We start from the raw sequence: 11,690 nt of genomic DNA, 5'->3' as shown, positions 1-11,690 counted from the left end.
TCACTCCGTTCCGTCCCCGACGAACGTCCGCACGATCGCCTGGAAGCGCGCGGCCTGCTCGATCTGCGTCCAGTGGCCGCACTTGTTGATCACGTAGAGGTCCGCCTGCGGCAGGTGCTCGGCGAGGTAGTAGCCGCACTCGAGCGGCACGATGACGTCCTGGCGGCCGTGCACGACCAGCGCCGGAATGTCGATCTTCGCGAGGTCGTCGGGCCCGAAGGCGAGCATCTCCGGCCCGAACATGGCCCGGTGCCCCGCCTCGATCCAGGGCCGCCGGACGATCGGCATCCGCTCCGCCGCGACCGCCTCGACCGTGTCGCCGAAGGCGCTCTTGTCGTGCACGAACCGGATGAGCAGGTCGGCCATCGCCTCGACGGTCGGATCGTCGAAGTAGGTGATGAGCTTGATCAGGTCGGGGGTCGGCTCCAGGCCCGGCATGCCGCCCGAGCCCATCAGCACGATCTTGCCGACGAGGTCCGGGCGGAGCTGCGCGATGCGCAGCGCGTACATGCCGCCCATCGAGTTGCCGACCAGGACGACCTTCCGCAGGTCCAGCACGTCCATGAGTTCCAGCAGCGCATCGATGCGGACCTCGGCCTGCGCGGTGAAGCCCTGCGGCTGCGGGTCCGGGTGGCTGGAGTCGCCGAAGCCCAGGATGTCGGGCGCGATGCAGTGGTAGGTGTCGCCGAGCCCCTGGATGACCTCGCGCCAGTTCGACGCCGCCGTGACGCCGGGCCCGGAGCCGTGCAGGAACAGCAGGGCGGGCGTGCCCGGCGTGCCGGTCTGGTTGACGCGCAGGTGGCGGCCGCCGCCGATCGCGACGTCCTCGGTGCGGATCGCGGCGGTCATTCGCCCGCCTCCTCGCCGGTCACGGTGCGGAAGATCCCGGGCGGGCCGTCGATGTAGGCCTGCGAGCGGTGGTGGCCCCAGATCGACGGCAGGTCGTGGTTGCCCGCGACCCACGTCAGGTCGTCGACGGTGATCCCGCCGTACCCGTACTCGATCTGCATCGACGACGGCGTCTGCACGTAGATCGACGTCATCAGGTCGTTGGTGTGCCGGCCGAGCGACAGCAGGATCTCCCGCTCCGGGTCGGCGGTGAACAGGTCGATCGCGGTGCCGAGGTCGTCGAACGACTCGACCTCCAGCATCAGGTGGTTGATCCCCGTCATGCCGGGGATCTCCGCGACCGCGAGCGAGTGGTGGCGGCCGTTGCAGTGGTAGAAGCGCAGGTTGAAGATGTCGCTCTTCACCCGATCCGACAGCCGGAAGCCGAGCGTCCCGGCGTAGAACGCGTTGGCCTTCTCCAGGTCCGGCACGATCAGCACGACGTGGCCGAGGCCGAGGTCGCCGGTGACGAACCGGCCGCGCATGGGACGTCCGGGGAAGAACGAGTTCGGGTGCGAGTACTGGCCCCAGACCAGCTCGTGCCGGTTGCCGAACGGGTCGGTGAACCAGTGCAGCTCGGTGACCTGCCGCTCCTTGAGCTCCTCGGCGGTCCCGGCGTGCAGCTCGACGCCCTTGCCGCGCAGCTCGGCGGCGTAGGCGCGCAGGTCGGTCTCGTTGCCGCAGTCCCAGCCGATGTAGCGGAGCTCGTCCTGCTCCGCCGGGTGGACGGCGATCCGGTAGCCCTTGTCGTCGACCTTGACGCGGACGGCGCCGTCCGGTCCGTCGCCGGCGATGACCGCGCCGAGCAGCCGGGTGGCGTAGTCGCGCCACTCCTCGGCCTTGGGCGACGCGATCCCGAGATAGGCGAGTTGCGAAATCAAAGCATGACCTCCGGGGCGGACGAGTCGAGGAGTGCGGCGCCGTAGTACTGGCCGACGCCGTCGGAGACCAGGAACGCGTGGCCGAGTTCGGCGATGACGTCCTGGTAGAGGCGGTGCAGCGGGTGGTCGACGAAGACGGTGCGGCCGGACGCGACCCGCATCAGCTTGTTGATCGCGAAGCCGGTCTCCTGGCAGCCCTTGGTGATGTTCCACCGCAGCCGGGCGCGCTGCCGCTTGTCCAGGAAGGTGCCGGCCTCGGCGGCCTCGGTGATCGTGTCGATCGCGTCGTACATCTTCATGACGGCCGCGTCGTGCACCCATTCGGCCTCGGCCAGGTGCATCTGCATCAGCGGGTCGTCGGCGTAGGTGCCGCCCCAGTTCGCTTTGCGGACGCGGGTGTCGGCCGTCCAGTCGTCGAGGACGCGGCGGGCGAGCCCGAGCATCGGCGCGACGAGGACCAGGTTGAACATGACCGCCCACGGCACCTTGTAGAGCGTGCTCGTGTTGGTCTCCATGCCGGGGGCGGGACGGTCGGGGTTGTACTCGTAGAGCGGGCTGGACAGGAAGCGGCGCTCGGGGATGAAGGCGCCGTCGACGACGATGTCCTTGCTGCCGGTGCCGCGCGAGCCGCGGACGTGCCAGGTGTCCTCGATGGCGTACTGGTCGCGGTCCAGCAGCGCGGACCCGTAGTTCGGCACCTCGACGCCCGGCGCGACCTCGACCTTCCCGGCGAACCCGCCGAGGATCACGCCCTGGGCGTGGTCGCAGCCGGACGAGAACGACCAGCGGCCGTGCACGCGGTACCCGCCGTCGACCGGTTCGATCTTCCCGGTCGGGGCGTAGGAGGACGAGGCGTTCCAGTCCGGGTCGGACTCCCAGATCTCGGCCTGCGTCTCCTCGGGGAAGAGGGCGAGCTGCCACGGGTGCGAGCCCATGACCCCGGCGACCCAGCCGGCGGACGGGGCGATGCGGCCGAGCTCGTAGACGCTCGTGAGGTGGTCGCGCAGCGACAGCTCGGCGCCGCCCCAGCGCTTGGGCTGCAGGCCGCGCATCAGCCCGGTCTCGCGCATGTACGTGAAGGCCCGGCCGGTCAGCGCGCGCTGCTCGGCCGAGAGATCCTCCTCGGTGCGGAACTCCGGCTCCAGCCGGCGGATCTCGTCCAGGACGGTCATCGGTGACGTTCCTTCGGTCGTGGGGAAAGCGTGACCGGCATCTCTGTAACAGTCACTACACGGAACCGTAGAGTGCTCGCTCCAGGGAACGCAAGACCCTCGCGTGCCCGATCCGTTCACCGCGTTGCGTCGAGTCGTCATTGAGCAGCCGGTCAGAACAGCGCCTCGTCCCGCCCTCGGCGGGCGGGTTGCGTTCGGGTGGTGACTGGTGTCACGGTTAACGTCTGTAGTAATCACTCCATGGAGGAGGTGCTGTGCCGCATACCCCACCCTGGGAGCCGGGCCTGCTCTCGTCGCTGACCGGGGTCGGACCCGGCCCGGGCGCCCGCGACAAGCGGGTCGCGCTGCGCGCCGCGCTCGCCGCCGCCACGGCCGGCGGGCCGGGCGCGGCGATCGAGCCGCTCGTGCTGCCGGGCGCGACCGACGCCCTCGGCGCCCGGCTCGTCGAGGACGCCGGCTTCGCCGCCGTGTACGCGACCGGCGCCGGGCTCGCCAACGCCGCCTACGGCCTGCCCGACATCGGGCTGATCTCGCAGACCGAGGTCGCCGAGCACGCCGGACGGCTCACCGAGGCGACCCGCGTCCCGCTGATCTGCGACGCGGACACCGGCTATGGCGGCCCGCTCGCGGCGATGCGCACCGTCCGCCTGCTGGAGCGCGCCGGGGTGGCCGGCCTCCAGCTGGAGGACCAGGAGATGCCCAAGCGGTGCGGCCACTTCGACGCGCACGCGCTGATCCCGTCCGGGCACATGCAGACCAAGATCGCGGCGGCGTGCGAAGCGCGCACCGACGACGCGCTGGTGATCATCGCCCGCACGGACGCCCGCTCCGTGTACGGGATCGATGAGGCGATCGAGCGCGGCCGCGCCTACACCGAGGCCGGCGCCGACGTGCTGTTCGTCGAGGCGCCCCGGACGGTCGACGAGCTGGCCCTCGTCGGGCGCGAGCTGGCGGGCGTCCCGCTGATCGTCAACGTGGTCGAGGGCGGCAAGACCCCGCAGCTGAGCGTGGCGGAGTACGCCGAGCTGGGCTTCGGGATCGTGCTGTTCGCCAACTACCTGATGCGCTCGATGCACCTCGCCGGACAGGAGGCGCTGGCGCACCTGAAGGAGCACGGCGAGACCGCGTCCCGCGCCGGCCGGATGGCGAGCTGGGAGCAGCGGCAGAGCCTGTTCAACCTGCCCCGCTTCAGCGCCGCCGAAAGTGCGCTGGACCGGGAGCTCGGGAGCATCTCGTGAGCTCCGTCGCCGGCCTGCCGGTCGAGACCGAGCTTCCCGAGCGCGTCGGCGTCCTCGTCCTGGGCGCGGGGCTCGCCGGCTGCGCCGCGCTGCTCGCCGCCGCCGAGGCGGGCCGGTACGCGCTGCTGCTGGAGAAGACCGGCGAGATCGGCGGCTCCACGGTGAAGTCGGCGGGCCTGTCCGCGTTCGCCGGCACCGACGAGCAGGCCGAGCAGGGCATCGCCGACTCCGTCGACCTGCTCCGCAAGGACCTCCTCGACGTCGGGCAGGGACGCAACGACCCGGCGCTCGTCGACCTGTACTGCGAGCACCAGCTGGAGACGTACCGGTGGTTGAAGGACCACGGCGTCCGGTACGGCGAGATCCACGCCGCGTCCGGCCAGTCGGCGCCGCGCAGCCACCCCGCCGACACCACGCGCATGCTGGAGCTGCTGCTCAAGGCGGCCGGTGAACGCGGCGCGCGCATCATGCTCAACGCGCCCGCGCACCGGCTGCTGCACGACGGCGCCCGCGTGACCGGCGTCCGGCTCGCCGACGGCCGCGAGGTACCGGCCGACGCGGTCGTCCTCGCCACCGGCGGGTTCTCGATGAACCCGGACCTGCTCGCCACCTTCGCGCCGCAGATGGAGCACGCGCTCCGCCAGGGCGGCGCCGGTAACCAGGGCGACGGCCTCACGATGGCCATGGCGCTCGGCGCCGGCATCCGCGACACCCCGTACATCAAGGGCACCTACGGGCACTTCCACATCGAGCACCCCGATGAGGACGGCACCGGCATCCTCGCCGTCTACAAGGGCGCGATCGCGGTCAACCGAGAAGGCCGCCGCTTCGTGGACGAGTCGCGGAACTACAAGGAGATCGGCGACGCCGCGCTCGCCCAGCCCGGCGTGACCACCTGGCAGGTCTTCGACGCCCGGACGATGGCCCTCGCCAACGACGAGGTCCCGATCTACGAGTTCGCGGGACGCGAGCGGGCCGGGATGCTGCTCAAATCCGGCACGATCGCAGGCCTGGAGGCCGAGATCGGCCTCCCCGACGGCTCCCTGCGGCGCACCGTCGCGGACTACAACGCCGCGATCGCGTCCGGACGGGACGACGCGTTCGGGCGCGTCCACCTGTCCGGCGGCGTGGGGGAGCGGACGCCGATCGACCAGCCGCCCTTCTACGCCCACCCGTCCGGCACCGTCGTGCTCGCGACGTACTGCGGGCTCACCGTCGACACCCGGATGCGGGTCCTCGACTGGTGGGGCGAGCCGATCGGGCGCCTGTACGCCGCCGGCGAGATCACCGGCGGGTTCCACGGCGCCGGCTACATGACCGGCACCTCCATCGGCAAGTCCGGCGTCTTCGGCCGGATCGCCGGCCGCAACGCCGCCGGCGAGGAGAGCGAGCTCCAATGGTGACGTCCGCCTTCGACCTGACCGGCCAGGTCGCGCTGGTCGTCGGCGTGGCCCCCGGCGGCCTCGGTGAACGCGCGGCGCACGCGCTGGCCGACGCCGGAGCGCGAATCGCCGTCGCCGACCTTCCGTCCCGCGCCGCCGACCTCGCCGCCACAGCGCGCGACCGCGGCGCGAGCGCGCACGAGGTCGACGTCACCGACGAGGCGTCCGTCGCCGCGCTCTTCCAGGACGTGATCGCCGCGCACGGACGGCTCGACATCGTCGTCAACGCCGCGGGCGTCATGCTGCGCAAGCCGTACGACGAGACGACGGTCGAGGAGTTCGAGCGGGTCGTCCGGGTCAACCTCACCGGAACCTGGCTGGTCGGCCGCGAAGCCGGCAAGGCCCTCACCCGGCAGGGGAGCGGCGGCCGGATCGTCAACCTCACCACCGTCTACGCCGAACGCGTCGGACCCGTCCCCGAGTCGGCGTACTACTCGTCCAAGGCCGGCGTCGTGAACGTGACGCGGGCGCTGGCCGCCGAACTCGGCCCGCACGGCGTCAACGTCAACTGCCTCGCGCCCGGCGTCTTCTACCCCACCCAGATGACGGCCGCGCTCGGCGCCGACCCCGACCGGCTGACGTGGTTCGGCGAGCGCACGATGCTCGGCCGCCTCGGCGACCCCGCCACCGACTTCGCCGGCCCGCTGCTGCTGCTCGCGAGCCCCGCCGCCTCGTACATGACCGGCCAGGTCGTGTACGTCGACGGCGGCTGGTCCGCCTGGTAGCCCGATCCCTCCAAGGAGACCCCTGATGACCACCGCCACGAAGGCCCTGCTCATGCTCGACTACCAGGTCGCGCTCTGCGAGGAGGGGCCGCACCTGCGGATGCCCCCGCTCGCCGCGCAGATCGCCGAACGCGGCGTCCTCGCCACCGCCGAGCGGGTGCTGGCCGCCGCCCGCGCGGCCGGGACGCTCGTCGTCCACATCCGGCTCGCATTCGACCCGTCCTACAAGCTCCGCACCAACCGGCTGCCGCGCTTCGACCCCTATGAGGAGCAGCGCGCGATGCTCGCCGACTCCCCGGAGGCGCAGATCGTCAAGGCGCTCGCGCCGGTCGCCGGAGAGCCCGTCATCGACAAGGGCTGCGTCGACCCGTTCGTGGGGACGCCGCTGCGGGACGTCCTGGCCGCCGAAGGCGTCACCGAGGTCGTCCTCGGCGGCGTCGCCACCAACCTCGTCGTGGAGTCGGCGGCGCGGCACGCCTCCGACTCCGGCCTCCAGGTGACCGTGGTCGAGGACATGTGCGCCTCCTTCCGGCCCGACTTCCACGAGTTCTCCGTGACGAACATGCTGCCGCTGTTCGGCTCCGTGATCGGCTCAGCCGAGCTCGAGTTCTGAGGGGACGCCACGCCATGACCGAACAGACCCACCGCTACGACGTCGTCGTGGTCGGCGGCGGGGTCGCGGGCCTGTCGGCCGCGGTCTCCGCCGCCGAGAACGGCGCCCGCGTCGCGCTGCTGGAACGCTCCCCGGAGGCCGAGACCGGCGGCAACACCCGCTACACCGAGGCGTTCCTGCGGATGAAGTCGCTGGACGAGGTCGCCGACGGCTTCGAGGACGCCCTCGTCGACGACTTCATGGGCCATCCCGACCCGTCCATCGTCAACGACGCGGCGCTCGCGCCCCGGCGGCAGGGTGCGCTGTACCGCGCCACCCACACCGTCGACCCGGACTACGTCGCGGTGCTGGCGGAGAACGCGCCGCCGACGCTGCGCTGGATGTCCGGCCACGGCGTCCGGTTCGACTTCATGCCGACCCCGTTCCTCACCCGCTCGACGACCCGGATGGCGCCGGTCGGCGGCGGCCTCGCCATCGTCGAGACGATGGGCAAGGCCGCCCGCGGGCTCGGCGTCGAGTTCCACTTCGCGACCACCGCCCGCCGGCTCGCCTTCTCCGGCAGCGGCGTCACCGGCGTGTCCGCGCACACCCCGGCCGGCCCCGCCGTGTTCGAGGGCGCGGTCGTCCTCGCCAGCGGCGGCTACCAGGGCAACTTCGAGCTGATGGCCCGCTACCACGGCGACAAGGCGCTGACCTGCCGTCCCGTCGCCAAGGGCGGCAACTACAACAAGGGCGAGGGGCTGGAGATGGCGCTCGCGCTCGGCGCCGCCACCGCCGGGAACTTCGCGCTCTTCCACGCCGAGCCGATCGACCCGCGCAGCGGCGAGCCGGAGGCCGCGATCTTCTGCTTCCCCTACGGGATCCTCGTCAACAAGGACGGGCGGCGGTTCGTGGACGAGGCGCGCGGCACCGTCGACGCCTGGTACGAGCGCACCACCCGCGCCATCCAGGCCCAGGCCGACGGGATCGCCTGGGTGATCCTCGACCAGCGGGGACTCGCGGTGCCGAACCTGATGGCGGGCGTCCGCACCGACGTCCCGCCCGTCACCGCGCCGACCATCGGTGAACTGGCCCGGCTGCTGGGCCTGCCCGCCGCGGCCGTCGAAGAGACCGTCGAGACGTACAACGCGGCCTGCCCCGCCTCGGACGGCTTCGACCACAGCGCGCCCGACGGCCTCGCCACCACCGGGCTGGACGTCCCCAAGTCGAACTGGAGCCGGCCCATCGAACAGGGACCGTTCGCCGCGTACCCGATCATGGCGGCGAACGTCTTCAGCTTCGGCGGCCTCAAGACCACCTCCGCCGCCGAGGTCGTCGACCGCGACGGACACCCCATGACCGGCCTGTACGCGGCGGGGGAGCTGACCGGGCTGTACTACTCGAACTACACCGGCTCCACGTCGGTGCTGCGCGGCGCGACGTTCGGCCGGATCGCCGGCGCGAACGCCGCCGCCCATGCCGCGGCGGGGGTGTGAGCGTGCGGATCTGGCACCAGTCCTTCACCGTCCTCGACGACGTCCCGCACTACCGCGACGCGCTCGCCCGCCACCTGCGGTCGCAGGCCGCGCCCGGAACCGAGATCGACTTCCACGGGATGAAGCCGGGCACGTATCCGTCCGACTATCCCGGGACCCACATCGGCTACGCCTACCTCGCCGGGCTGCACAAGGAGCAGTTCGTGCACGCGGCGCTGCGCGCGCAGGACGAGGGTTACGACGCCTTCCTCATCGCGACCATTCCCGACACCGCGTACGAGGAGGTCCGCACGATCGTCGACATTCCGGTCATCGCGTTCGGGCAGACCTCCGTGCTGATGGCCGGGACGCTCGGCGACCGGGTGGGGATCGTCAACTTCATCGCCGCCCTCGAACCGCAACTCCGCCGCAACATGCGCAACTACCGGCTCGACCAGCTCGCCGGGCCGATCGTCCAGGTCGAGGCGGAGTTCACCGACGTCATGGCGGCGTACGCCGACCCGGAGCCGCTGCTCGACGCGTTCACTCGCGCCGCGCGCAAGGCGATCGCGGACGGCGCGAACGTCATCGTCCCCGGCGAGGGGCCGCTCAACGTCTTCCTCGCTGACCAGGGCCTGTCTCGCGTTGACGACGTGCCGGTGCTCGACTCGCTCGGCACCTGCGTCCGCGTCGCGGAGCTGCGCGCCGCGCAGTACCGGGCCACCGGCCTCGCCCCGGCGCGGACCGGTTTCTACGGTGCGCGCCCACCGCGCCCCCTGATCGACGCCGCGCGCGACTTCTACGGCACGAACGGGACCCTGTCATGACCTGGGACACCGAGGTCGACGTCGCCGTCATCGGCGGCGGGGCGTGCGGCGTGATGACCGCCCTCCGGGCCGCCCGCGACCCCGGCCGCGTCGTCGCCGTCTTCGAGAAGTCCATCCGCGAGGGATGCAACGCGGCGATCTCCTCCGGCTCCCTCGCCGCCGGCGGGACCCGCTTCCAGGCCGCCGCGGGCATCGACGACTCGCCGCAGCGGCACGCCGGCGACATCCTCCGCGCGAGCGGCGACGAGGAATGGCGCCCGGTGGTGGAGGCGCTCTGCGAGGCCGCCCCGCGGATCGTGGAATGGATCGCTGACACCGGCTACCCGATCGAGATCGGCACCGACATGCCCCGCGCCGGGATGACCGCCCTGCGCCTGCACACCGACACCGGCCGCCTCGGCGGCGCCCGGCTCATGCGCCACCTGCGCGCCCTGCTCGACGCCCGCGACAACGCCGCCTTCGTCGACGAGGCCCCCGCCGTCGACCTCGTGGCGGACGGCGGCGCGGTCACCGGCGTCGTCATCGCGCAGAACGGCTTGCTGCAGCGCGTCCGCGCCGACGCGGTCGTCCTCGCCACCGACGGCTTCGCGGCCGACCAGGCCCTCGTCAAGCGATACTTGCCGCACCTCGGGGGCCCTTTCTACGGCGGTGTCTCCACCTCGACCGGCGACGCGCTCGGCTGGGCGGGGCGCCTCGGCGCCCAGGTGCGGAACATGGGCGCCGGCCTGCGCTCCGGCCTCGTCGTCGTGGACCACGGCACCCGCGTGTCCCCGGCCCTCCCGTTCAACGGCGCCGTCCTGGTGAACCTGGACGGCGAGCGCTTCGTGGACGAGGAGTCGAAGGGCTACTCGTCCATGGCGGGCGTCCTGCAACGGCAGCCCGGCGAGCGCGCCGCGATGATCTGGGACGCCACCGCGATGGCCGCCACCCGCGAGTCGGAGATGATGCGCGAGAGCCTCGCCGCCGGCGCCGTCCGCGACTGCGCCACCCTCGACGACCTCGCCGCCGCCCTGGGCCGGACGGCCGATGAGACCGGGCGCGCGCTGGCCCCGCTGCCCGGCCGCCGCCGGCTCACCGCCCCCTACCATCTCGCCTGGGTCGCCCACGGCCTGCTCACCACCCAGGGCGGCCTGGTCATCGACCCGTCCGGCCGCGTCCTGGACGGGACCGGCGAGCCGATCCCGGGCCTCTACGCGGGCGGCGGCGCCGCGTGCGGCCTGGCCGGCCCCCATTCCGACGGCTACCTGTCCGGCAACGGCCTGCTCTCCGCCTTCGGCATGGGCTGGATCATCGGCAACGGCCTCACCGAGAGGCCTGCAAGCCCTGGAGGCCCTCGTAGGCGGACATGACGATCTGCAGGCCTCGTTGGTCGTCCGCGGGCTCGCGCATCTGGGCGGTCACGTACGCCACCGCCATCCGGTCGTCGGGCTCGATCATGACGATCGAGCCGCCCCATCCGCCCCATCCGAGGGCACCGCCGAACAGCCCGTAGCCCAGGCCGTATCGGACCGGCATGCCCAGGAGGCGGTCCACGCCCTGGAACTGTTCCTCTTTCGCACGGTCGCAGCCGGCGGGCGACAGCAGGCGGCGTCCGCGCAGCGCTCCTCCGCAGGCCATGACCGACTGCACGAGCGCGACCGAGCGGGCATTGCCGAACCCGCTCGCCGCGGGGATCTGCGCCCGGCGCCAGGCGACGCCGTTGCCGTCACGCACCCGGATGGTGGTGGCGCCGGGCGGCGCGGTCGCAGCGGGCGCGCCGGCCGCATAGTCCTCGTCCCGGCCCGGCGGCGGGACGCTCGGCGCCACCCGGTGATCGTGCTCGGCTGGCAGCCCGATATGGAAGTCGGCGCCCAGCGGCGCGGCGACCTCGCGGGCGAAGAATTCGCCCACGCTCCGGCCGCTGATCCGCCTGATCACCTCGCCCACGAGAAATCCCTGGGTGAGCGAGTGGTATCCGGCCGCGCTCCCCGGTTCCCATTGCGGCGCCAGCGCGGCCAGACGTGCGGTCGCGGACGGCCAGTCATAAAGATCTTCGATCGGGCCGTCCCAGTCGGGAAGGCCCGCGGTGTGCGCGAGCAGATGCCTGACCAGCACCTTCTCCTTGCCCGCGGCGCCGAACTCCGGCCAATACCGGCCGACCGGTGCGTCCAGGTCGAGTTCGCCGCGGTCGGCGAGGACCAGCGCGCACAGCGCCGTCATCGTCTTGGTGACCGACCAGACATTGGCGATCGTGTCCCGCTGCCACGGGACCGTGCGCTCCGCGTCGGCGAATCCGCCCCAGACGTCCACCACGGGCTCCCCGTCCACGAAGACGGCGACCGAGCCGCCCGCGTCTCCGCCGTCCAGCAATTCGGCGAGCGCATCGGGCACCGCGCTGAACAGTTCGTCGTAGGAGCCCTGGATATCGGCCATGCGTAGTATTCAGCGCTCATCCGTTCCCCAGGGCAACC

At 72.3% G+C, this 11,690-nt stretch carries 11 protein-coding genes; 7 read left to right on the top strand and 4 right to left on the bottom strand.

Going from position 1 to position 11,690, the window contains the following annotated elements; all coding sequences use genetic code 11:
- The 3 genes from AB0C78_RS12735 to AB0C78_RS12725 are packed head-to-tail and all read right to left on the bottom strand — an operon-like array spanning position 1 to position 2,941.
- The gene (locus AB0C78_RS12735) at positions 1-849 is read right to left on the bottom strand and encodes an alpha/beta hydrolase (protein WP_360746052.1); all 849 of its coding nucleotides are present in this window, start codon (positions 847-849) and stop codon (positions 1-3) included.
- Positions 846-1,769: a VOC family protein gene (locus AB0C78_RS12730; RefSeq protein WP_360746049.1), complete on the bottom strand. Its 924-nt coding sequence runs from the start codon at positions 1,767-1,769 to the stop codon at positions 846-848. The genes AB0C78_RS12735 and AB0C78_RS12730 overlap by 4 nt, the downstream gene beginning before the upstream one ends.
- Positions 1,766-2,941 carry a hypothetical protein gene (locus AB0C78_RS12725; protein WP_360746046.1) on the bottom strand — a complete coding sequence of 392 codons (1,176 nt, stop codon included), beginning with the start codon at positions 2,939-2,941 and terminating at the stop codon, positions 1,766-1,768. Before AB0C78_RS12725 ends, AB0C78_RS12730 begins: the two co-directional genes overlap by 4 nt.
- Positions 2,942-3,195: 254 nt before the next feature.
- Here AB0C78_RS12725 and AB0C78_RS12720 point away from each other — a divergent pair, with 254 nt between their 5' ends.
- Genes AB0C78_RS12720 through AB0C78_RS12690 form a run of 7 tightly spaced genes read left to right on the top strand, consistent with a single transcriptional unit; the run spans position 3,196 to position 10,589 of the window.
- A complete protein-coding gene (locus tag AB0C78_RS12720; protein ID WP_360746043.1) occupies positions 3,196-4,179 on the top strand; it encodes an isocitrate lyase/PEP mutase family protein in 984 nt (327 codons plus the stop codon).
- Positions 4,176-5,582, top strand: coding sequence for an FAD-dependent oxidoreductase (locus AB0C78_RS12715; protein ID WP_360746040.1), 1,407 nt, complete (start codon positions 4,176-4,178; stop codon positions 5,580-5,582). The genes AB0C78_RS12720 and AB0C78_RS12715 overlap by 4 nt, the downstream gene beginning before the upstream one ends.
- A complete protein-coding gene (locus tag AB0C78_RS12710) occupies positions 5,576-6,346 on the top strand; it encodes an SDR family oxidoreductase (protein ID WP_360746037.1) in 771 nt (256 codons plus the stop codon). Before AB0C78_RS12715 ends, AB0C78_RS12710 begins: the two co-directional genes overlap by 7 nt.
- Before the next feature lie 25 nt (positions 6,347-6,371).
- Positions 6,372-6,959 carry a cysteine hydrolase gene (locus tag AB0C78_RS12705; protein ID WP_360746034.1) on the top strand — a complete coding sequence of 196 codons (588 nt, stop codon included), beginning with the start codon at positions 6,372-6,374 and terminating at the stop codon, positions 6,957-6,959.
- A gap of 14 nt (positions 6,960-6,973) precedes the next feature.
- Positions 6,974-8,434, top strand: a complete 1,461-nt coding sequence (locus AB0C78_RS12700; RefSeq protein ID WP_360746031.1) for an FAD-dependent oxidoreductase — start codon at positions 6,974-6,976, stop codon at positions 8,432-8,434.
- Between the two features lie 2 nt (positions 8,435-8,436).
- The gene (locus AB0C78_RS12695) at positions 8,437-9,240 is read left to right on the top strand and encodes an aspartate/glutamate racemase family protein (RefSeq protein ID WP_360746028.1); all 804 of its coding nucleotides are present in this window, start codon (positions 8,437-8,439) and stop codon (positions 9,238-9,240) included.
- The gene (locus AB0C78_RS12690) at positions 9,237-10,589 is read left to right on the top strand and encodes an FAD-dependent oxidoreductase (RefSeq protein WP_360746025.1); all 1,353 of its coding nucleotides are present in this window, start codon (positions 9,237-9,239) and stop codon (positions 10,587-10,589) included. The genes AB0C78_RS12695 and AB0C78_RS12690 overlap by 4 nt, the downstream gene beginning before the upstream one ends.
- On the opposite strand, the gene AB0C78_RS12685 is transcribed toward AB0C78_RS12690, so the two are convergent.
- Positions 10,543-11,652, bottom strand: a complete 1,110-nt coding sequence (locus tag AB0C78_RS12685; RefSeq protein WP_360746022.1) for a serine hydrolase domain-containing protein — start codon at positions 11,650-11,652, stop codon at positions 10,543-10,545. The genes AB0C78_RS12690 and AB0C78_RS12685 overlap by 47 nt on opposite strands.
- Positions 11,653-11,690: the final 38 nt, after the last annotated feature.

It is taken from the genome of Actinomadura sp. NPDC048394, from assembly GCF_040651755.1.
In the GTDB taxonomy this organism is placed as follows: domain Bacteria; phylum Actinomycetota; class Actinomycetes; order Streptosporangiales; family Streptosporangiaceae; genus Spirillospora; species Spirillospora montaniterrae.
This window is presented reverse-complemented; position numbering and strand designations above follow the sequence as displayed.

Coding starts and splice junctions, on each gene's coding strand:
- AB0C78_RS12735 (WP_360746052.1), bottom strand. CDS start 849: ATGACCGCCGCGATCCGCACCGAGGACGTCGCGATCGGCGGCGGCCGC.
- AB0C78_RS12725 (WP_360746046.1), bottom strand. CDS start 2,941: ATGACCGTCCTGGACGAGATCCGCCGGCTGGAGCCGGAGTTCCGCACC.
- AB0C78_RS12710 (WP_360746037.1), top strand. CDS start 5,576: ATGGTGACGTCCGCCTTCGACCTGACCGGCCAGGTCGCGCTGGTCGTC.
- AB0C78_RS12705 (WP_360746034.1), top strand. CDS start 6,372: ATGACCACCGCCACGAAGGCCCTGCTCATGCTCGACTACCAGGTCGCG.
- AB0C78_RS12700 (WP_360746031.1), top strand. CDS start 6,974: ATGACCGAACAGACCCACCGCTACGACGTCGTCGTGGTCGGCGGCGGG.
- AB0C78_RS12690 (WP_360746025.1), top strand. CDS start 9,237: ATGACCTGGGACACCGAGGTCGACGTCGCCGTCATCGGCGGCGGGGCG.
- AB0C78_RS12685 (WP_360746022.1), bottom strand. CDS start 11,652: ATGGCCGATATCCAGGGCTCCTACGACGAACTGTTCAGCGCGGTGCCC.